This window comes from Streptomyces sp. TSRI0107 (genome assembly GCF_001905845.1).
GTDB lineage: Bacteria > Actinomycetota > Actinomycetes > Streptomycetales > Streptomycetaceae > Streptomyces.
This window is the reverse complement of the sequence record NZ_LIVZ01000006.1, coordinates 432,774-453,330: the sequence shown is the minus strand read 5'-3', so window position 1 is coordinate 453,330 and position 20,557 is coordinate 432,774. Positions and strand designations below refer to the sequence as shown.

Below are 20,557 nucleotides of genomic sequence, written 5' to 3'. Positions count from 1 at the left end.
AGACTGAGAGACACAGGAACAGGTAGGTCATGGCCGCGAACAACCGTCGCATGTCCGGCAAGAAGGGCGCGCAGGTCGGCAGTGGCGGCCAGCGGCGCCGGGGCCTGGAGGGCAAGGGGCCGACGCCTCCCGCCGAGATGCGCAAGGGGCACGCCAAGCAGCGGGCCGCCGCGGCGAAGGCCCGGCGCGCGCAGGGCCGTACGCAGCGCCGCCCGGGCGGCAAGGGGACGTCGGAGCTGGTCGTCGGGCGCAACCCGGTCGTCGAGGCGCTGCGCGAGGGCGTGCCCGCGTCCACGCTGTACGTCCAGCAGTTCATCGACAACGACGAGCGGGTCCGCGAGGCGCTGCAGCTGGCCGCCGAGCGCGGCGGCATCAACCTCATGGAGGCGCCGCGGCCCGAGCTGGACCGGATGACGAACGGGCTGAACCACCAGGGCCTGGTCCTCCAGGTGCCGCCGTACGAGTACGCCCACCCCGAGGACCTGCTCGACGCCGCCGCCGACGAGGGCGAGGACGCGCTGATCGTCGCCCTCGACGGGGTGACCGACCCGCGCAACCTGGGTGCCGTGGTGCGGTCCGTCTCGGCGTTCGGCGGGCACGGCGTCGTGGTGCCGGAGCGGCGCGCGGCGGGCATGACCGCCGGTGCCTGGAAGACGTCCGCCGGTACGGCCGCCCGTACGCCGGTCGCGCGGGCCACCAACCTCACGCGCGCGCTGGAGCAGTACAAGAAGGCCGGTGTCGTGGTGGTCGGGCTGGCCGCGGACGGCGAGGTCGAGCTGGGCGAGCTGGAGGCGCTGGGAGGGCCGGTCGCGATCGTGGTCGGCAGCGAGGGCAAGGGCCTGTCCCGGCTGGTCGGCGAGACCTGCGACTTCCGGGTGCGGATCCCGATGCCGGGCGGCGCCGAGTCGCTGAACGCCGGTGTGGCGGCGGGCATCGTGCTGTACGAGGCGGCTCGCCGACGGGCGTGAACCGCCCGAACGGGTTTACGGATTAGTCACCCGTACGGGGTATTCGGGGCTGTCCGGGCAAGCTTGACGCGGTCCGGACAGATCCGGCGGGTCAAAGCAGTGTCCTAACCACACGTCACTCGGTTAGATGAGTGTGGACACCAGAACACCCCGCACACCCACGGGGGACCGCTCGTCGGGATTCGACGACGCTCCCGCGCTGAGCATGGTGAAGGTGCCGAGCGATCCGGCGCAGGTCATCGTCACGCACGCGAGCTTCCGCGTGCAGCTGGGCGCCTCCTCGCGACGCGCGCAATCCCCGCGGGTCGTACGGCACTTGAGCGCCCCCGAGGACACCGCCCGCATCCCCGCCGCGGGCAGAGCCGCCCCGGCCGGCGCCCGCCGCCGTCCGGTGGTCTGGAGCGGCAGGTCCGCCCCCGACGACACCGGCGCCCACCGCCTGCTCCAGGCCGTGCACGGTGCGGGCGTACGGCCCGCCGAGGAACCCTCGGCCGACGCCGGAGCCACCCAGGTCATCCCGCGCGTCGACGTCGGCGCGGGCTACGGCGACGGCGGTTACGACGACGGCCGCTACACCGACGGCCACTACCCCGACGACGGCTACGGCGACCTCACGCAGACCGTCGAGACCCCCGTCGTCGGCCACCCGCGCAGCCCCGGCGACAACACCCGGCTGCTGCCGAACATGCGGACCGTCGAGGGGGCGTACGACCGGCTCCCCTACGAGGAGCACCGGTTCGACGACGGCGCCGACACCGACGACATCACCCAGGTCCGCGGCCGCCGGCACGCCGACGACCCCGCGCGGCACGCCTACTACCCCGGCCGGCGGATGAACCTCGGGGTCGTGCTGCTGCCCCTGCGGATCTTCCTCGGCTTCATCTCCATCTACGCAGGCATGGGCAAGCTCTGCGACCCCGTCTACTTCGACGGCGGCAAGCGCGGCTCCATGGTCAAGTGGCTCAACACCCTGCACCCCTGGGACGTCGCCGAGCCGCTGCGCCAGTTCGCCCTGGAGCACCCCGTCGGCTCCGGGCTCGTCATCGCCTTCGCCCAGGTCCTCGTGGGCGTGCTGACGGTCTTCGGGTGCTGGCAGCGGGTCGCCGCCGTCGGCGGCGCGCTGCTGTCGGCCGCGCTGCTCGTCACCGTCAGCTGGAAGAGCGTCCCCGTCTACGAGACGCCCGACATCATCTACCTCGCCGCCTGGTCGCCGCTGATCATCGCGGGCGCGCCGGTGTACTCCGTCGACGGACGCCTCGCCGGCCTCGCCTGGCGGCGGCTCGGACCGCGGGCCGACCTGTGGGACCTGCGGCGGTACGTACTGCGCCGCGGCGCCCTCGTCACCGCCGTCATCACCGGACTCACCCTGCTGATCGGCTCCCTGCTGGGCGGCGCCGTACGGGACGCCGACCGGGTGGTCGTACCCGGCCCCGGCGAGCCGCCGCGCAACGAGCTGCCCGGCTCCCCGCTGCCGCAGGAGCCCGCCGAGCGCCGGGCCGACACCAGCCCGTCGGCGACCACCTCCTCGCCCACCCAGGGCGCCACCTCCGCCGCGCCCACCGCGGGCGCCGAGACCACGCCGGACGCCACCCAGGGCGCCACCACCGGCGGAGCGCCCAGCCAGACGCAGGGCACGGCCGGACAGGCGCCGCCCCAGCAGTCCTCCCCGGTGCAGCAGGCGCCGAGCACCACAGCCGGGCCGACGTCCAGCGGCGGCACCGCGACGGGCGGCGGCACGGGCGCGCCGGCCGGCGGCGGCAGCGGCGGGGAGACCTCCACCGGGCGGCCCGGACTGGTGGGCGGTCTGCTCGGGTAGCGGCTCGGGGTCGCCCGCGAGGACGACGACGAGGACGACGAGGACGGGGCTCCGCGCGAGAAGCGCGGAGCCCCGTCCTCGTATGCCGCCTCGTATGCCGCCTCGTATGCCGCCTCGTATGCCGCCTCGTATGCCCGGGCCGCTGAGCGCCCTCCGGCTAGCGGCTCAGCGCCGCCAGTTCCTTCGCGGCCTCCGTGAGGTCCTTCGCCGTGTCGATGGCCCGCCAGTAGGCGCCCTGCGGGATGGGGTAGCCGGCCAGGCGGCGGTCACGGGCCAGGTGCGGGAACGTGGTCCGCTCGTGGTCGCCGCGCGCCGGGAGCAGGGGGGCGAAGTCGGGGGAGAAGACGTAGACGCCCGCGTTGATCTCGAAGGTGGACGGCGGGGCCTCGATGAAGTCGGTGATGTGGCCGAAGCCGTCGGTGCGCACGGCGCCCCACGGGATGCGCGGCCGGGCCAGGGCGAGGGTCGCGACGGCGTCCCGCTCGGTGTGGAAGTCGGCCATCTCGCGCAGCGAGAACCGGGTCCAGATGTCGCCGTTGGTGGCGTACCAGGCGCGGTCGGGGTGGGGGAGATGGGCGGCGGCGAACTTCAGGCCGCCGCCGCGGCCGAGCGGCTGCTCCTCCACGACGGTGGTGACGGAGACCGGCAGATCGGCCGAGTCCAGCCACTCCTTGAGCACCTCGGCGAGGTGGCCGCAGCTGACCACCACGTCGGTGACGCCCTCCTCGGCGAGCCAGACGAGCTGATGAGCGATGATCGGCGTCCCCGTCCCGGGGATCTCGACCATCGGCTTGGGCCGGTCGTCGGTGTAGGGGCGCAGCCTCGATCCCTGGCCACCGGCCAGGATGACCGCCTGGGTGGGGCGGGTCGCGGCATTCGGATCAGTCATGCGAGGCACTGTACGCGCAGGCGTTTCGCGGGCGCTCGGTGACTCGGGGTGCGATGCGTTCGCGGGGGTGGGTGCGGGTCCGTGTGGTCGGTGGCTGGTCGCTGATCACGCCGTCGGCGGAGCCGCGTACCGGCACAGCCCGCGCCCCTAGGTCGGTCACACCTCCCTAGGGGCCGATGGTTCAGCCATGTGCCGCCATGACGCCGGACGCGAAGGACGTGTCGCAGACCGGGCGGGCGTAGGACTGGGCGCGCGTCGGGCCGTACGCGGCGACCGCGGCGCGGCCGAGGGCGCGGGCGATGGAGACGCAGTGCTTGGCCAGCGAGGGGCGCTCGTCCACGGCCTGCTGGAGGTGGGTGAGGGCGACGCCCGGGTCCTTGCGCTGCAGCTCGGTCAGGAGCTGGTCGCGCAGCACCTCGTGGGCGGCCTTGCGGGTGGCGCGGGTGGAGGCGCCGGCGGAGCTTACGTCCGAGGCGGCGAGCACCGAGCCCTCGGGGTTGCCCGACCAGTTGACATGCGTCACCGCGAGGGTCCCGGAGAGCACCAGGACGACGGGCAGGACTAGGGCGAGGGAGCGGCCGATCCGGCGGGCGGGGCCCCGGCCGCGTCGCGTCTGTTGGGTGGTGGAGTGCTTCACGCTCGTGAGGGTAGCGCCCGGTGATGATTTGGCGACATTTGGTCACCGGTTCGGGGGATGGGGAGGCACCGATTCGGGGGTGACGGGTTGACGCACACTGCTCGAAATGTGCTGATGTGCCGGGGTATTCGACGACAGCGAAGAGGGCCCCGCGGCGGTCCGCGGGGCCCTCTTCGTCAACTCAGGGCTTCAGCCTGGGCTTTTCAGTCCGACAGGCGGGCGCCGGTCGAGGTGGAGAAGACGTGCGTCTCGCCGGAGCGCGGGACGACGTGCAGCTGGCTGCCCTTCTCCGGGACCTCACGGCCGCCGACGCGGACCACCAGGTCCTTCGCCTCGCCGCCGATCTGCGCGGTGCCGTAGACGAACGCGTCGGAGCCCAGCTCCTCGACGACGTTCACGGTCACCGCGACACCGAGGTCGGAGTCGGGGCCGGCCACGTCGAAGTGCTCGGGGCGGACGCCGACGGTGACCGTCTTGTCGGTGGCGGCGGAGAGCGCGTCACGCTGCACCGGCACGACCGAGTTGCCGAACTTCACGCCGCCGTCGGCGATCGGGACCTCGATCAGGTTCATGGCCGGGGAGCCGATGAAGCCGGCGACGAACAGGTTCGCGGGCTTGTCGTACATGTTGCGCGGGGTGTCGACCTGCTGGAGCAGACCGTCCTTGAGGACCGCCACGCGGTCGCCCATCGTCAGGGCCTCGACCTGGTCGTGGGTGACGTAGACGGTGGTGATGCCGAGGCGGCGCTGCAGGGAGGCGATCTGCGTACGGGTCGACACGCGGAGCTTGGCGTCGAGGTTCGACAGCGGCTCGTCCATGAGGAAGACCTGCGGCTCACGCACGATGGCGCGGCCCATCGCGACACGCTGGCGCTGACCACCGGAGAGCGCCTTCGGCTTGCGGTCCAGGTACTCGGTGAGGTCGAGGATCTTGGCGGCCTCCTCGACCTTCTGCCGGATCTCCGCCTTGTTGACGCCGGCGATCTTGAGCGCGAAGCCCATGTTGTCGGCGACGGTCATGTGCGGGTAGAGGGCGTAGTTCTGGAACACCATGGCGATGTCCCGGTCCTTGGGCGGCAGGTGGGTGACGTCGCGGTCACCGATGCGGATGGCGCCGCCGTTGACGTCCTCGAGGCCGGCGAGCATGCGCAGGGAGGTGGACTTGCCGCAGCCGGACGGGCCGACCAGGACGAGGAACTCGCCGTCCGCGATCTCGATGTCGAGGGCGTCGACGGCGGGCTTGGTGGAACCCGGGTAGACACGGGTCGCCTTGTCGAACGTAACAGTGGCCATGGTGAATGGGCCCCCTTCTACCGGCAGGAACGTGCCGGACGATCCGTTGTAGGAAGGTGGTTGGTTTAGTCCACACGTGTGAACTGGGTCAGGACGGTACCTGGCGTTCACCTGTTCTGTCAGTAGTCGGGCGGCTGTGAACTTCGCGGAAATTTTCGACAGGGCCGGGTGCCGGGCTGGGTACACTGCACGGGCGCGGTGTACTCCACGCGCGTGCCTCCTTAGCTCAGCTGGTTAGAGCGCCGCTCTTGTAAAGCGAAGGTCGTCGGTTCGAATCCGACAGGGGGCTCCGGTGAGGTCAGGTCCTGAGGCCCGGTGGCTGTGGTTCAGCGCCGGGCCTCTCGCAGTTGCCGGGCGATCTCCAGTTGTTCCTCCTCGACCGGGCGGCCGTCCTCGATCTCCCACAGGCAGTTCTGCAGGACCCGGCCGAGGGTCCAGGCGCGGGCGCGGGAGCGGTCCAGGGCGAGGACGTCCGTCATCGCGTCGAAGCGCCAGTGGACCTCGTCCGGGTCGAAGCGGTTGTCGATCGCGGGGAGCAGGTCGAAGCCGGGGTCGCCGGCGAGCGGCTTGGGGTCGATGGCGAGCCAGTCCGCGCGGTCGGCGGCCAGCACGTTCTCGTAGTGCAGGTCCCAGTGCAGGAGGCGGTCGCCGGGTTCGTCGACGACCTCGCGGACGGCCGCCGCGCAGTCGGCGATCAGGCGGCGCGCCGCCGGGTCGGGGACGCGTTCCAGCGCCCACGGCGTCTGCTCCAGCATGGCGTGCGCGATGTCGCCGAGGCGGCGCAGTTCCGGTGGGGCGGGGAGCGCGGTGAGGCGGGCGAGCAGCCGGGCGACGACCAGGACGGCCGCGCGGCTGTCGGGGACGTGGGAGAGCATCCGGGCCGGGTCCAGGCGCTCCAGGAGCATCGTGCAGGTGTCCGGGTCGTGGTCGAGGAGCCGTACCGCCCCGTCGCCGGCCCAGGCGCGCAGCGCGACCGGTTCGCCCACGCTCTCCTCGTCCAGGAGCTGGAGCTTGAGCACGGCCGGGGTGCCGTCCGCGCGGAGCACCGGCAGGACCAGCGCGCACCAGCCGTACATCGACGGGCCGTCCAGCCGCAGTTCCCAGCGGTCCAGGAACGCGGTGGCCAGCTCCGGCAGCCGGGCGATGAAGGCGCGGCCCTCGTCCCCGTTGAACTTCTCCTGGGACGCGGCGAGTTCCTCCGGGACGTGAATCACGGGAATCGACCCTACGCGCGCGTGCGCGGGCCTTCACCCGAATTACGCGCCCCCCGGCAGGCGGCGCGGATTCCACGGAATCCGAAGGAGACACCGGCCCTCCGCGCGGGTTAACGTCCGGGGCCATGAGCAGCGGTGTCGTGAACGGCGGAGTCTCCTACTGGTACGCGGCCGACGGCTTCCCGCAGGTGCGGAGGCCGCTGGACGGTGACGTGTCCGCCGACGTCGTGATCGTCGGCGGCGGGTACACGGGGCTGTGGACCGCGTACTACTTGAAGAAGGCGGCGCCCTTCCTGCGGATCGTCGTCCTGGAGCAGAAGTTCTGCGGCTACGGGGCCTCCGGGCGCAACGGCGGCTGGCTGTACAACGGCATCGCGGGCCGCGACCGGTACGCGAAGCTGCACGGCCGGGAGGCCGCCGTACGCCTCCAGCGGGCCATGAACGACACCGTCGACGAGGTGATCCGGGTCGCGGAGGCCGAGGGCGTCGACGCGGACCTGCACAAGGGCGGGGTGCTCGAGGTCGCCCGGACGCCGGCGCAGCTCGCCCGGCTGAAGGCGTTCCACGAGGCGGAGCTGGCCTTCGGGGAGAAGGACCGGGAGCTGTACGACGCGGTGGAGACGGCCCGGCGGATCCGGGTCGCGGACGCGGTCGGGTCGACGTGGACGCCGCACGGGGCACGGGTGCACCCGGTGAAGCTGGTCAAGGGCCTGGCGGCGGCCGTGGAGGCGCTCGGCGTGGTGATCCACGAGTCGACGCCGGTGACGGAGATCCGGCCGAAGCACGCGGTGACGCCGTACGGCACCGTCCGCGCGCCGTACGTGCTGCGCTGCACCGAGGGCTTCACCGCCTCCCTGAAGGGCCAGAAGCGCACCTGGCTGCCCATGAACTCGTCGATGGTCGTGACCGAGCCGCTGACCGACGAGCAGTGGGCGGCGATCGGCTGGGACGGCCGCGAGACGCTGGGCGACATGGCCCACGCGTACATGTACGCCCAGCGCACCGCCGACGGCCGGATCGCGCTCGGCGGGCGGGGCGTGCCGTACCGCTTCGGCTCGCGCACCGACAACGACGGCCGCACCCAGGCGGAGACCGTCGAGGCGCTGCGCGAGATCCTCACCGGCTTCTTCCCGGCGCTGGCCGGGCTGCGGATCGAGCACGCCTGGTCGGGTGTGCTGGGGGTGCCGCGCGACTGGTGCGCGACCGTCACCCTGGACCGTTCGACGGGCCTCGGCTGGGCGGGCGGCTACGTCGGTTCCGGCGTCGCCACCGCCAATCTCGCCGGGCGCACCCTGCGCGACCTGGTCCAGCAGGACTCCGGTCAGGCCGGTCGCACCGAGCTGACCGAGCTGCCCTGGGTCGGGCACAAGGTGCGCCGGTGGGAGCCGGAGCCGCTGCGCTGGCTGGGCGTGCACGGCATGTACGCCACGTACCGCACGGCCGACCGGCGCGAGACGCTGACCCACAGCGCCGGCTCGTCACGGCTGGCCCGGTGGGCGGACCGGGTGGCGGGACGGCACTGAGGGTGCGGCTGGGAGCCGGCCTGGCGGCCGGGGCTGGGGTCGGTTCGAGGGTGCGGCTGGGAGCCGGCCTGGCGGCTGGGGCTGGGGGCGGTTCGAGGGCGCGGCTGGGGTCGGCCCTGGCGGCGGGGCCGGTGGCCGGTTCGGGGGCTCGGCGGCCGGGATGATGGCCGGTTCGAGGGTGCGGCGAGGGTCGGTCCTGGCGGCCGAGGCGGTGGCCGGTTCGGAGGCGCGGCAGTCGGGATGACGGCCGGTTCGAGGGCGCGGCCGCCGGGACGACGGCCGGCCCGGCTGCCGGTCAGGTCGCGTACTCCGGTACCGCCGGCTTCTCCGGGGCGCCGGGCCTCGCCGGTTTGCCGGTGACCATCAGGGCCGCGGCCACGCCGGCGAGGAGCATGATGCCGGCGGCGCACCAGATGGCGACCGTGTAGCCGTGGACGAGGCCTTGCCTGGTGATCAGGTCCCGCTGGGCCGGGTCGGTCAGGTGGGCGGCGATGTACGTGCCGGCGCTGGTGGTGGCGACGGTGTTGAGCAGGGCGACGCCGAGGGAGGCGCCGACCTGCTGTGAGGCGTTGAGGGTGGCGGAGGTGACGCCGGCGTCGCGGGGGGCGACCCCGGCGGTCGAGGTGGCGAACACCGGCGTGTAGGTGAGGCCCATGCCGACGCCCGTCAGCATCAGCGCGGGCAGGACGTCGGCGGCGTACGAGGAGTCCACCGTCAGCCGGGTGAGGAGCAGCATCCCGACCGTGGCCAGGAACATGCCGGGGGCGAGGAGCATGCGCGGGGCGACGTGCGGGAGCAGCCGGGCCGAGATCTGGCTGGAGCCGATGACGATCGAACCGGTGAGCGGCAGGAAGGCCAGGCCGGTCATGACGGCGGAGTACTCCAGGACGACCTGGAAGTAGTACGTCATGAACAGGAACATGCCGAACATGCCGATCACGGCCAGCCCCAGGGTCAGGAAGCAGCCGGCGCGGTTGCGGTTCCGCACGATGTGCAGCGGCAGCAGGGGCGTACGGGCCTTGCTCTGCCACCACACGAACACGGCGAGCAGGGCCACGCCGCCGATGAGCAGGCCGAGCACCCTGGCGTCCGCCCAGCCCCTCGGCTGGGCCTCGCTCAGGCCGTAGACGATGGTGACCAGCCCGCCGCAGCCGAGCAGCACGCCGGGCACGTCGAGCCGGGACTCCGCGTGGCCGGGGCCGTCGCGCAGCAGGGCGTACGCGCCGATGACCGCGGCGATCGCGATGGGCACGTTGACGAACAGGCACCAGCGCCAGCCCAGGAACTCGGTGAGGACCCCGCCGAGGACGAACCCGAGGGCCGCTCCGCTGCCCGCGAGGGCGGCGTTGGCGCCGAAGGCCTTCCCGCGTTCCCTGGGGTCGGTGAAGGTCGTGGTGAGCAGGCTGAGCGCGGACGGGGCGAGCACGGCGGCGAACGCGCCCTGGAGGGCGCGGGCGCCGAACAGCACGCCCGGGGTGGTGGCCGCGCCGCCCAGTGCGGAGGCGGTGGCGAAGCCGACCAGCCCGATGACGAAGGTGCGTCTGCGGCCGACCAGGTCGGCGATCCGGCCGCCGAGCAGCAGCAGCCCGCCGAACGCGATGGTGTAGGCGGTGATCACCCACTGCCGGTTGCCGTCGGTCATGCCCAGGTCGTGCTGGGCGGAGGGCAGGGCGATGTTCACGATGGTCGTGTCCAGGACGACCATCAGCTGGGCGAGCGCGATGACCACCAGACCCCACCAGCGGCGGGGATCGGCGCCCGGGGGAGCGGCCGTGGCGGGCATGGCGGGGGAGGTCGGATCACCTTGGGGGACGCTCACCCGGTCAGAACACCACGAACAGTGATCAACCGCACGCCGGGTGATCCGAAAGGCGCCCCCTGGCACCTGGCTAGGGCTCCAGGACCACCTTGCCGGTCGTCCCCCGGTTCTCCAGCGCCCGGTGCGCGGCGGCCGCCTCGGCGAGCGGGAAACGCTGCACCGCGGGGACGAGCCGCCCCGCGGCGGCCTCGGCGAGGGCCCGCAGCTCCAGCGTGCGCACCGGGTTCGGGCCGCCGGCCTTGCGCATCATCACCGGTCCGAGGACCTGCTCGGAGACTCCCTCGACGAGGTACGCCGACCCGTCGTGCAGCCCTTCCCCGGACCAGCCGAAGACGATGTGCCGGCCGCCCGGCCCGAGCAGGGCGACGGACTCGCGGGCCGCGTCCCCGCCGACCCCGTCGAAGACGATCGTGGCCGTCCGGCCGCCCAGCCAGGCGCGCACCTTCTCCGGCCAGCTCGGATCCTTGTAGTCGACGGCGAGGTCGGCGCCGTTCGCCTGGACCCGGGCGGCTTTCTCGGGCCCGCCGGCCAGGCCCACGACGGTGGCCCCGGCGTTCTTCGCGTACTGCACCAGCAGCGTGCCGATACCGCCCGCCGCGGCCGGGATCACGACCACGTCGTCCGGGCCGGGCTCGGCGAACTGCACGATCCCCATCGTCGTACGCCCCGTGCCGATCATGGCGACGGCCTGTGCGAAGTCCAGGCCGTCCGGGACCTCGTGGACCCGCTCGGCATCGGTGACGGCCAGCTCGGCGTAGCCGCCCGGCGCGAAGCCGAGGTGCGCCACGACCCGCTTGCCGAGCCAGCCCCCGTCGACGCCCTCGCCGACCGCGTCGACGACACCCGCGACCTCGCGGCCGGGCACGGTGGGCAGGGCGGGCAGCTCGGGCAGCGGGCCCTGCACGCCCTCGCGGATCGCGGTGTCGAGCAGGTGGACACCGGCGGCGGCGACGGCGACGCGGACCTGGCCGGGGCCGGGCACGGGGTCCGGGACCTCCTCGTGAGTCAGGTTCTCGGCGGGGCCGAAGGAGTGGAGACGGATGGCGCGCATGGGTTCCCCCCGGAGACGTCTGGCTTCCGACGAACCCAACCCTCCGACCTCAAGCGCGCTTGAGGTCAAGCGGCCGTGATCCGTGCCGGCCGAGCGCCAGCGACACCGCGGTCAGCGCGCTGGTGAAGGACACCTCCGACAGCACGCCCGGCGCGGCCACCTGGTCGCCCGCCAGGAACACGCCGTCGCCACGTGCCACGGCCGGGCGGTCCCGCCAGGTCGTGCCGGGCAGGTCGACCGCCCCCGTACGGCCGTTCGCGAGCGCCTCGCGCCGCCAGGTGACGCGCTCGCGCCAGCCGTCGAACGCCAGGTCCAGCAGCTGCTCGGCGCGCGCGACGCCGTCCGCGCGGGACTCGTCCGGGCCGATCGGGATCTGCCCCTGGATCAGCTGCTCGCCGGCCGGGGCGAGCGTGCGGTCCTGTGCGGTGAACCGTTCGATCCAGCCGGGCGCGTCCAGGTCGGAGACGGCGAACGCGTCGCCGCGCCGGGTGCGCACGGCCAGGTCGATCAGGGCCGTACGGCCGCTCGGCCAGGTCAGCGAGTCGTCCCGGAGCAGGCGGCGGGCCGCGTCCAGGGACGTGGCGACGACGACGGGCGTGTCGGTGGGCACGCTGTCCACGCGGGACAGCGTCTCGATCCGCACGCCGAGGTTCCACGCCCGGCCGGCCATCCGGTCGATGACGCTGGCCCAGCCGCCGCGCGGGTAGTGCGCCTCCGGCGGCAGCTTGGTCGCCCGGCGCAGCCGCTCCTGCACGAACGCCGCCGACAGGGAGCCCGGGTCGTGGTGGAAGAGCGCGACGGCGGAGTAGTGGGCGGCCGCGCGGGCCCCCTCCTCGCCGGCCTGCTCGGTAGCCCAGGACAGGAAGTCGACGTCCACCGGGGCCTGCCGGGCGCCGCGGCGCAGCAGCTTGAGCATGGCGAACGGCGGGGTGCGGCGCAGCACTCCCTGGTACCGCAGCCGCAGCCGGGCGGCTTCGAGCGGCGGGAGGGGGGCCAGGGGGCCGATCAGGTTCCGCTGCCGGAGCCAGGTCCAGTGGGGGCCGCCGTTGTAGAGCGCGTGCGGGCCCTCGTTCGTGCGGTACGGCCCCTCCGCGGTCCGGGCCCGTCCGCCGAGGGTGTGGTGCGCCTCGTACACGGTGACCTTGGCGCCCGCTTCGGCGGCGGTGATCGCCGCGGTGAGCCCGGCGAAGCCGCCGCCGATGACGGTGATGCGCTGCATGGGCTGGATCTCCTTCTCGCGCTTGGGTTTCTCGTCGCTTGGTTCTTCGTCGCTTGCGTCGCCCTTCTCCGGGTACGACCGATCGACGGGTGCGGAATGTGACATCGACGGAGTCGTCGCAGGTCAGGGCGATTGTCAGTGGCGGGGTGCAGCATGGGGGCATGGCACGGAACCGGACCGACCCACCACCGGCGCGACGACCGGAGCTGCGGCTGCCGCCCCTTCGGCCGTACGACGGCGGCCTCGAACCCGACGGGGACTACGACGGCCAGGAGTTCCGCGGGGCCGACCTGACCGGCCTGGACGGCGGCGGAGCCCGCTTCATGGACTGCGCCCTGGCGTCCTGCACGGTGACCGAGACCCGGCTGCGGAAGGCCAGGATCCTCGACTCGGTGCTCACCGGCGTCCAGGGCGTGGGCACCGACCTGGCCGAGGCGACCCTGCGGGACGTCGAGGTCACCGAACCGCGCCTGGGCGGAACGCAGTTGCACGGGGCCGTGCTGGAGCGCGTGCTGGTCCGCGGCGGCAAGCTCGACTACCTCAACCTGCGCAAGGCCCGCCTCAGAGACGTCGTCTTCGAGAACTGCGTGCTGGTCGAACCCGACTTCGGCGGCGCCCGGCTGGAGCGCGTGGAGTTCGTGGACTGCGCCCTGAAGAGCGCCGACTTCACCGCGGCCACCCTCAAGGACGTGGACCTGCGCGGCGCGGAGCCCCTGGAGATCACCGGCGGCCTGGACCGGCTGTCCGGCGCGGTCATCAGCTCCGGACAACTCCTGGACCTGGCCCCGGTGTTCGCCTCGGCGCTGGGGGTGCGGGTGGTGTGAGACGGCCGGCCATGGGGCCGGCCCGGCGCCCGGGCCGATCTGCGCGGTGCCGGACGGTGGCGCGGAGTAGGTTGCCCGGGTGATCCTCGACGTCCTCAAGACCGCGCCCGACCACGCCGTGCCCGCCCCCGTGCTCGCGGAGCTGACCGCGCTGTACGCCGCGAACCGGGAGTTCCAGGCGCTCAGCGGCGACTTCCCGGACCCGGACGACATCCGGCCGGAGCAGGTGGCGGCGGCGCTGGCGCAGGAGCTGGCGAACCCGGACACGGAGGTGCTGCTGGCGCGGAGCCGGGGGCGGCTGGCCGGCATGGCGATCACGCTCGCGCGGCACCCCGACCCGGCGGACCCCGACCCGTGGATCGGCCTGCTGATGGTGGATCCGGCCGTGCACCGGCAGGGCGTCGGCCGCCGGTTCGCCGGGCTCGTCGAGGACCGCTTCCGCGCCGCCGGCCGTACCGCCGTACGCCTCGCCGTCCTCGACAACAACCCCAAGGCCCTGGCCTTCTGGACCGCCCTCGGCTACGAGATCGTCGCGCACCGCCGCGACCGCGCGCTCGACCGCCCCTGCGCGGTCCTGTGCAAGCCGCTGCGCACCCCGCGCCGGGCGGCCCGGGGCGCGGTGGTCGATTCGGAGGGCGCGGTGCTGCCCTTCCGGTAGACAACGTGGAGGTCGGCGTCCTCACCTGGCGCTGGTGGCCGCGCCCGGAACCGGCGCGGCTGCCGGACGAGTGGCAGGCGGCGCGCTGACGCGCGTTCAGGGCCGGTCCGGTTTCCCGTCGCCGTACAGCCAGTCCTCCCACACGCCGGTGAAGTCCTTCCCCGGTGCCCGCTGTTCGACGTACGCGGTGAAGTCCTCGGTGCTCGCGTTGCCGTGCCGGTGCTCGGCGGCCCAGTCGCGCAGCAGGCGGCGGAAGGCGTCGTCGTCGCCGAGGAGCTGCCGGATCCTGTGCAGGACCATGGCACCGCGCTGGTAGACGGGGCTGCCGGAGATGTGAGCGGCGTCGTCGGGGCGGGCCGGGGGGAAGGCCCACAGGTCGGGGTAGAGGTCCTCGCCGTGGTCGACGAGGGCGTCGAAGGTCTGCTCCGCGCTGTTCCCGCCGTGCTCCTCCTCCCACAGCCACTCCGCGTACGTCGCGAACCCCTCGTTGAGCCACATGTCCCGCCAGCTCTCCGGGGTGACCGAGTTGCCGTACCACTGGTGGGCCAGTTCGTGGACGAGGAGCGGGACGTCGGGGGCGCCGGGGAAGACCGGGCGGTTCTGGGTCTCCAGGGCGTACCCGGCGGCGTCGGGGGCGACGACGATCGCGCCGGCGGAGGAGAACGGGTACGGGCCGAAGGCGTCCTCGGCCCACGCCAGGACCTCGGGGAGGCGGGCCAGCACGGGGCGGCTCGGTTCCGCCTGGGCCGGGTCCACGGCGCTGTGGACGGGCATGCCGTCCGGGGTCCGGCCGTGCCGGATCTCGTAGCGGCCGATCACCAGCGTGGCGACGTGGCTGGACATCGGCTCGGCGGTGCGCCAGGTGTACGTCGTCCGGCCGCCCTCGGTGCGTTCGCCCGCCGGCTCGCCGTTGGAGACGGCCGCGAGGCCCTTCGGCACGGTCACCGTGAGGTCGTAGGACGCCTTGTCGGAGGGGTGGTGGTTGCCGGGGAACCAGGCCATCGAGCCGACCGGCTGGCCGAGCGCGAGCGCACCGCCGGGGGTGCGCAGCCAGCCCTCCTCGGAGCCGTCGGGGTCGGTGACGGTGACCGGGGTGCCGGAGTAGCGGACGGCGACGCGGAACACGGTGCCCTTCTCGACGTCGTCGCCCGGGCGGACGGTCAGTTCCTGGCCGGTGTGGTTCCAGCGGGCGGTGGTGCCGTCGACGGTGACGGAGCGGACGTCCAGGCCGTCGAGGTCGAGGTTGAAGGCGGAGAGGTCCTGGGTGGCGCGGGCCGTGACGACCGCGCGGCCCGTGAGCCGGCGGCTGTCGGGGGTGTAGCCGAGGGTGAGGGCGTAGTGGGTGACGTCGTAGCCGCCGTTGCCCGCCTTCGGGAAGTACGGGTCGCGCACGCCGGAGCCGCCGGGCATGCCCTCGACTCCGCCGCCGCAGGCGGTGAGGGCGAGCGCGAGGGACGCGGACACGGTGGCGGGGACGACGGGCGCGCGGCGGGACACATCTCGATCCTATGGCGGGGCCTCCGCGATCAACGGCCCACGAACCGGCCCCAGGAACCGGCGCAGGAACCGGCCCGCGAGCACGGCCCACGAACCCGGCCCGCAAGCACGGCCCGCGGACACGCCCCGCGAACCCGGCCCGCAAGCACGGCCCGCGGACACGCCCCGGCGCCATGACACCATCGCCTACGTGCTCGACATCGGCTACGCCCTCTCCAACCGCTTCCCGGACCCGCCGCAGACGGACTACCGGCGCGCGGACGTCCACGCCCTGCGGTACGACCTGTTCTGCGGGGACGTCTACCTCGCCGACACCGAGACCGACCGGGAGTTGTCCACAGCCTGGGGATGGGTGCCGGTGCTCGACTTCGCGTGGGCGCTGTGCGACATCGTGGAGCGGCTGGACCGTGACCCGGCGGGCTCCCGCGCCTCGCGCCCCCAGCACGCGGAACTCGACTTCACCGAGTCCACCGACCGCATGCTCTTCGAACGCCGTTTCGGCTGGGTGGACGTCGAGGCCGACTGGATGCCGGCCGAGGAACCGCCGCTGACGTTCTCCCACGCCGATCTGCGCCGCGAGGCCCGCGACTTCCTGCACGATCTGATCGCCGACCTGTGCGATCTGCACGAGGACCTGGCGGAGAACCCGGCGATCTGGACGCTCCAGGCCCGCTTCCCCCGGGTGAAGTGAGAGCGGGCCCTGATACGGGGAGGCCCCCCGGCGTGAAGCCGAGGGGCCCGGTGCCGAACCGGCGTCAGACGTTCACGCCGAAGTCCTGGGCGATGCCCGCCAGGCCCGAGGCGTAGCCCTGGCCGACGGCGCGGAACTTCCACTCGGCGCCGTTGCGGTACAGCTCGCCGAAGACCATGGCCGTCTCCGTGGCCGCGTCCTCCGACAGGTCGTAGCGGGCGATCTCGGTGCCGCCGGCCTGGTTGACGATGCGGATGTAGGCGTTGCGGACCTGGCCGAAGTTCTGCGAGCGGGACTCCGCGTCGTAGATGGAGACCGGGAAGACGATCTTGTCGACGTCGGCCGGGAGGCCCGCCAGGTTGACGTTGATCGCCTCGTCGTCGCCCGCGCCCTCACCGGTGCGGTTGTCGCCCGTGTGGACGATCGTCTGGTCCGGGGTCTGCTTGTTGTTGAAGAACACGAAGTGGGCGTCCGAGTAGACCTTGCCCTGCGTGTTGACCGCGATCGCCGAGGCGTCGAGGTCGAAGTCGGTGCCGGTGGTGGTCCGGACGTCCCAGCCGAGGCCCACGGTGACGGCGGTCAGGCCCGGAGCCTCCTTGGTGAGCGAGACGTTGCCACCCTTGGACAGGCTTACAGCCATTGTTGGGAGTCCCTTCCCTCGTTCGCGTACGGCAAGAGTTCGTACGGCAAGAAAGCTACAGCTACCCCCTTGAACGTCGCGGGGGGTACGCGAGGTTCCAGGCTCTTTACTTTCTTTACCTGCGTTATTCGGGTGACGTGGACCGGACACGGGCGGGAACATGGACCGCATGTCCGGTTCCCACGTCATCCGCGGCTCCGTCTCGCTCCCCGAGGCCGAGCTGATGTGGCGTTTCTCCCGGTCGTCCGGGCCCGGCGGGCAGCACGTCAACACCAGCGACTCCCAGGTCGAGCTGCGCTTCGACCTCGCGCGGACCGAGGCACTGCCGGAGGTGTGGAAGCGGCGGGCGCTGGAGCGGCTGGCCGGCCGGCTGGTGGACGGGGTGGTCGTCGTACGCGCCTCCGAGCACCGGTCCCAGTGGCGCAACCGCGAGACCGCCGCCGTACGCCTCGCCGCCCTCCTCGCCGAGGCGACCGCGCCACCGCCCAAGCCCCGGAAGCCGACCCGCATCCCGCGCGGCATCAACGAACGCCGGCTGCGCGAGAAGAAGCAGCGCGCCGAGACCAAGCGCGGCCGGTCCCGGCAGAACTGGACGTAGGTCCGCTCTGCCGCCTGCGCACCGCGTGAGACACCTCTAGGGGGCCGCGCCCGGGCCCTAGAGGTCCAGCACGCCGACCGTCTGTCCGCCGCTCGTCTCCCCGGTCGTACGGAAGCCGAGGCCCAGGTAGAACCCCTCGGGGCCGTCCGGGCCGGGGTGCCAGGTGACGTACAGCTCCTTGCCGCCTCGGCGGCGGATCTCGGCGGCCACGGAATCGACGGCGAACCGGCCGTAGCCCTTGCCCTGCTCCTCGGCGGCGATGTTGAGCCGCCACAGGCCGGAGCGCAGGACGCTGCCGTCCTCGTGCCAGTCGATGTCGAGGAAGGCCATCAGGAAGCCGACCGGGCGGCCCCCGTCGGTGATCAGGCGGGGCCAGGCGACTCCGTCGGGGTGGACGTACGCCTCGGCGAGGGACTGCGTCACCGGGGACACGGCGTGTTCCTGGTCGGGGCGGACGCGGATGCCGGTGGCGGCGTCGAAATTGCGGGGGGTTATCTCTTCGAGCTGGATCACCCGGGCACCGTACGGGGAACGACCACGCCCGGCCAGGGAAATTCCGGCGCCTGACGGTGCGGGAATTCCCGATTCAGCCGAGCTGCCGGTACCGGCCGCGGAAGTACGCCAGCGGGCCGCCGTCCACGCCCGGCACGTCCGCGGTGAGCACCCGGCCGATCACCAGCGTGTGGTCGCCGGCGGCCACCCGCTGCTCGGTGCGGCACTCCAGGGTGGCCAGCGCGCCGCCCACCAGGGGCGCGCCGGAGGCCTCGCCGCGCCGGTGGGGGAGGTCGGCGAACAGAAGGCGGTCGCTGACCCGGCCCTTCATGGCGAACCGGCCGGCGATCTGCCGCTGGCTCTCGGCGAGCACGGACACGGCCCACAGCGGCTGCTCGGCGAGCAGGTCGTCCATGCGGGAGCCCTCACGCAGGCTGACCAGGACCAGCGGCGGGTCGAGGGAGACGGACATGAAGGCGGTCGCGGTCATGCCGACGTCCTCGCCGCCCGGCGCCGTGGGGTCGTCGGGGTCCAGCGGCGGCTCGACCGCGGTCACCAGGACCACTCCGGCGGCCAGCCGGGACATGGCGGCCCGGAACTCGTCGTTGCTCACCCCCTCAGGATGCCCGGCGGGGGAGGGCTGGGCGGGCACTGCGGGGGCGGTCGGGGCGGAGGGGGGATTCTTCAGCACGTCCGGAACGCTAGTCTCCGGTGTGCGCGGGCCGCATCGGACCTCGGCCCGAAGCGGGTCCTAGGGCTTGAGACGGACAATGGGCCTGAGGTGGACAAGCTCGCAAACTGTGTGTTCGGTAACGCACGGGAAAAACGCAGAAACCCCACTCAATTGTTCACGTTCTACTGTGACTTGAGTCACAAGGGGCATTAATTGTTGACCCTGTGTACCGAGTGGGCAGCGCGCTGTGATTCAGTGGCGGGAAGATACAAGGGCACCATCCGGAAAAGGCGCCGAAGACATCCCTTGATTCGCTGCGAGGTCTCGGGGGGAGGGCGAGCATGGAGACCGAGTCGGAGCCGTATGTCCGTCTTGCGTCCCTGCGACAGCTGCACCAGGTCATGGCGGACATGAACACCGCACGCAGCCTGGCCGACACACTGCAGACCGTCGCGAACGGCGTCGTCACCGCCCTCGGGTACGAGCTGGCGTGCGTGAACCTCGTCCGCGCCGACGGCGACCTCGTCGTCGCCGCGTTCTCCGGCAACCCCGCCGCCGAGGCCCTGATCACCGGCCGGGTCGGCTCCCGCGAGTCCTGGGAACGCCGCCTGAACATGGGCGAGCAGTGGGGCGACCTGATCTTCATACCCCACACCGAGGGCTGGATCCTCGACGACGACGACGTCCCGCAGTGGTACACCGAGGGCCCCGCCCCCCGCTTCGAGGACGAGTGGCACCCCTCCGACCGCCTCTTCGCGCCGATGTACGCGCCCGGCGCCCAGGGCGGCCCCGCCTCCGGCGAACTCATCGGCGTCCTCTCCGTGGACCGCCCGCGCAACGGCCGGCGCCCCGGCGCCTGGGGCCGCGAGGCCCTGCAGATGTACGCCTTCCAGGCCGCCATCGCGATCAGCAACGCCCGCCTGCGCGCCAACATGCAGCGCGCCCTGGTCCGCCTGGAACGCGAGCAGCAGGCGCTGCGGGCCAGCGAGGAGAGCTTCCGCCAGGCCTTCGAGTACGCGCCCTCCGGCATGGCCATCGCCGAGATGGGCGGCGACCAGCACGGGCGCATCCTGCGCACCAACGACGCCCTGTGCCGCCTGCTGGGCCGCCCCGCCTCCGCGATGCGCCGCTACTCCTTCTCCGACCTCGTCCACCCCGAGGACATAGGCACCCTGCTGCGCACCTCCGCCGAGGGCGGACGCGCCGAGCTGCGCCTCGGCCGCCGCGACGGCAGCTACGTCTGGGTGTCGCTGCGCAACTCCGTCGTCGCCGACGCCGCCGACGGCCCCCGCTTCCTCCTCACCCACGTCGAGGACATCGAGGAACGCAAGCGCCGCGAACTCCAGCTCGCCCACCGCGCCTCCCACGACTCGCTCACCGGGCTGCCGAACTCCGCCGAGCTGCGCTCCCGGCTCTCCGCCCGCCTCTGCCGGCGCCCCGACGCCGGCCGCTACGACTCGCACGACGCCGCCTACGGCCACCCCGGCTACGACCCCGGCGGCCACGCCTTCGACTTCCCGCCCGGCGACGGCCACGACGTCGACGTCTACGACCACCATGTGCACACCGTCGCCCCCGAGGGCGCCCACGACGACGGCACCAAGGGCCTCGCGGTGCTCTTCTGCGACCTCGACGGCTTCAAGTCGATCAACGACCGGTTCGGGCACAACGCGGGCGACGCCGTCCTCATCGAAGTCGCCCGCCGGCTCAGCAACGGCGTCCGCGACGGCGACACCGTCGCGCGGCTCGGCGGCGACGAGTTCGTGATCCTCGCCGACGGCCTCGGCCGCGCCGACGCCCAGGACCTCGCCGTGCGGCTGCGCAACGAGATCATCCAGCCGATCCGGGCCGAGGGCCGGGCCGTCCGGGTCGGCGCCAGCTTCGGCATCGGCTGGGCGCACTGCGGGATGACCGCGGACGAAGTGCTCAAGTCAGCGGACGAACGGATGTACGTCGAGAAACGATCTCGTCCCAAACAGCACCGCCGTGCCGGATGAACCGCAGGTCAGCGAAGTGATGCGATCCCGGTCACCCGTTTGGGGCAGAGAGAGCGGGT

The 20,557-nt window shown here is 73.0% G+C and carries 19 protein-coding genes and 1 tRNA gene; 9 read left to right on the top strand and 11 right to left on the bottom strand.

Annotation, left to right across the window (positions count from 1 at the left end):
* Positions 1–29: 29 nt before the first annotated feature.
* Both rlmB and AMK31_RS18640 read left to right on the top strand, forming a co-directional pair.
* Complete coding sequence (rlmB, locus tag AMK31_RS18645) at positions 30–968, top strand: 23S rRNA (guanosine(2251)-2'-O)-methyltransferase RlmB (protein WP_073941668.1); 939 nt, start codon at positions 30–32, stop codon at positions 966–968.
* Positions 969–1,095: 127 nt separating this feature from the next.
* Positions 1,096–2,784, top strand: a complete 1,689-nt coding sequence (locus tag AMK31_RS18640; protein ID WP_073941667.1) for a DoxX family protein — start codon at positions 1,096–1,098, stop codon at positions 2,782–2,784.
* A gap of 157 nt (positions 2,785–2,941) precedes the next feature.
* Here AMK31_RS18640 and AMK31_RS18635 read toward each other — a convergent pair whose 3' ends face one another.
* From AMK31_RS18635 to AMK31_RS18625, 3 genes are all read right to left on the bottom strand, one after another.
* The gene (locus tag AMK31_RS18635; protein WP_073941666.1) at positions 2,942–3,673 is read right to left on the bottom strand and encodes a nucleotidyltransferase family protein; all 732 of its coding nucleotides are present in this window, start codon (positions 3,671–3,673) and stop codon (positions 2,942–2,944) included.
* A gap of 181 nt (positions 3,674–3,854) precedes the next feature.
* On the bottom strand, positions 3,855–4,310 hold the full coding sequence (locus tag AMK31_RS18630; RefSeq protein ID WP_073941665.1) for a hypothetical protein: 456 nt from the start codon (positions 4,308–4,310) through the stop codon (positions 3,855–3,857).
* A 203-nt stretch (positions 4,311–4,513) separates the two neighbouring features.
* The gene (locus AMK31_RS18625; RefSeq protein ID WP_073941664.1) at positions 4,514–5,602 is read right to left on the bottom strand and encodes an ABC transporter ATP-binding protein; all 1,089 of its coding nucleotides are present in this window, start codon (positions 5,600–5,602) and stop codon (positions 4,514–4,516) included.
* A 215-nt stretch (positions 5,603–5,817) separates the two neighbouring features.
* Between AMK31_RS18625 and AMK31_RS18620 the strand changes: the two genes are divergently transcribed.
* A tRNA-Thr gene (locus tag AMK31_RS18620) sits at positions 5,818–5,891 on the top strand.
* Positions 5,892–5,928: 37 nt separating this feature from the next.
* Here AMK31_RS18620 and AMK31_RS18615 read toward each other — a convergent pair.
* Positions 5,929–6,822, bottom strand: coding sequence for an aminoglycoside phosphotransferase family protein (locus tag AMK31_RS18615; RefSeq protein WP_385311917.1), 894 nt, complete (start codon positions 6,820–6,822; stop codon positions 5,929–5,931).
* 119 nt (positions 6,823–6,941) lie between these two features.
* Here AMK31_RS18615 and AMK31_RS18610 point away from each other — a divergent pair, with 119 nt between their 5' ends.
* Entirely contained in the window at positions 6,942–8,339 is a 1,398-nt protein-coding gene (locus tag AMK31_RS18610; protein WP_198948511.1) for an NAD(P)/FAD-dependent oxidoreductase, read from the top strand.
* A gap of 295 nt (positions 8,340–8,634) precedes the next feature.
* Here AMK31_RS18610 and AMK31_RS18605 read toward each other — a convergent pair whose 3' ends face one another.
* The 3 genes from AMK31_RS18605 to AMK31_RS18595 all read right to left on the bottom strand — a co-directional run bounded on the left by AMK31_RS18605 (position 8,635) and on the right by AMK31_RS18595 (position 12,428).
* Complete coding sequence (locus AMK31_RS18605; protein WP_073941661.1) at positions 8,635–10,122, bottom strand: MFS transporter; 1,488 nt, start codon at positions 10,120–10,122, stop codon at positions 8,635–8,637.
* 106 nt (positions 10,123–10,228) lie between these two features.
* Positions 10,229–11,209 (bottom strand): zinc-binding dehydrogenase, encoded by a 981-nt coding sequence (locus tag AMK31_RS18600; protein ID WP_073941660.1) that lies wholly within the window; start codon positions 11,207–11,209, stop codon positions 10,229–10,231.
* A 49-nt stretch (positions 11,210–11,258) separates the two neighbouring features.
* On the bottom strand, positions 11,259–12,428 hold the full coding sequence (locus AMK31_RS18595; RefSeq protein ID WP_073941659.1) for an FAD-dependent oxidoreductase: 1,170 nt from the start codon (positions 12,426–12,428) through the stop codon (positions 11,259–11,261).
* 161 nt (positions 12,429–12,589) lie between these two features.
* Here AMK31_RS18595 and AMK31_RS18590 point away from each other — a divergent pair, with 161 nt between their 5' ends.
* Positions 12,590–13,252, top strand: a complete 663-nt coding sequence (locus tag AMK31_RS18590) for a pentapeptide repeat-containing protein (protein ID WP_073941658.1) — start codon at positions 12,590–12,592, stop codon at positions 13,250–13,252.
* Between the two features lie 79 nt (positions 13,253–13,331).
* Positions 13,332–13,910 (top strand): GNAT family N-acetyltransferase, encoded by a 579-nt coding sequence (locus AMK31_RS18585; protein ID WP_073941657.1) that lies wholly within the window; start codon positions 13,332–13,334, stop codon positions 13,908–13,910.
* Positions 13,911–14,006: 96 nt separating this feature from the next.
* On the opposite strand, the gene AMK31_RS18580 is transcribed toward AMK31_RS18585, so the two are convergent.
* Positions 14,007–15,407: a M1 family metallopeptidase gene (locus AMK31_RS18580; protein ID WP_073941656.1), complete on the bottom strand. Its 1,401-nt coding sequence runs from the start codon at positions 15,405–15,407 to the stop codon at positions 14,007–14,009.
* Between the two features lie 190 nt (positions 15,408–15,597).
* Here AMK31_RS18580 and AMK31_RS18575 point away from each other — a divergent pair, with 190 nt between their 5' ends.
* Positions 15,598–16,098, top strand: coding sequence for a hypothetical protein (locus AMK31_RS18575; protein WP_073941655.1), 501 nt, complete (start codon positions 15,598–15,600; stop codon positions 16,096–16,098).
* A 64-nt stretch (positions 16,099–16,162) separates the two neighbouring features.
* On the opposite strand, the gene AMK31_RS18570 is transcribed toward AMK31_RS18575, so the two are convergent.
* Complete coding sequence (locus AMK31_RS18570; RefSeq protein WP_073941654.1) at positions 16,163–16,738, bottom strand: TerD family protein; 576 nt, start codon at positions 16,736–16,738, stop codon at positions 16,163–16,165.
* A 160-nt stretch (positions 16,739–16,898) separates the two neighbouring features.
* On the opposite strand from AMK31_RS18570, the gene arfB reads away from it, so the two are divergent.
* Positions 16,899–17,336 carry an alternative ribosome rescue aminoacyl-tRNA hydrolase ArfB gene (arfB, locus tag AMK31_RS18565; protein WP_073941653.1) on the top strand — a complete coding sequence of 146 codons (438 nt, stop codon included), beginning with the start codon at positions 16,899–16,901 and terminating at the stop codon, positions 17,334–17,336.
* A gap of 57 nt (positions 17,337–17,393) precedes the next feature.
* Here the strand turns inward: arfB and AMK31_RS18560 are convergent, their stop codons facing one another.
* Entirely contained in the window at positions 17,394–17,849 is a 456-nt protein-coding gene (locus AMK31_RS18560) for a GNAT family N-acetyltransferase (protein ID WP_073941652.1), read from the bottom strand.
* A 73-nt stretch (positions 17,850–17,922) separates the two neighbouring features.
* Positions 17,923–18,414: a flavin reductase family protein gene (locus AMK31_RS18555; protein ID WP_385311920.1), complete on the bottom strand. Its 492-nt coding sequence runs from the start codon at positions 18,412–18,414 to the stop codon at positions 17,923–17,925.
* Between the two features lie 428 nt (positions 18,415–18,842).
* On the opposite strand from AMK31_RS18555, the gene cdgB reads away from it, so the two are divergent.
* Positions 18,843–20,498 (top strand): diguanylate cyclase CdgB, encoded by a 1,656-nt coding sequence (gene cdgB, locus AMK31_RS18550; protein WP_073941651.1) that lies wholly within the window; start codon positions 18,843–18,845, stop codon positions 20,496–20,498.
* Positions 20,499–20,557: the final 59 nt, after the last annotated feature.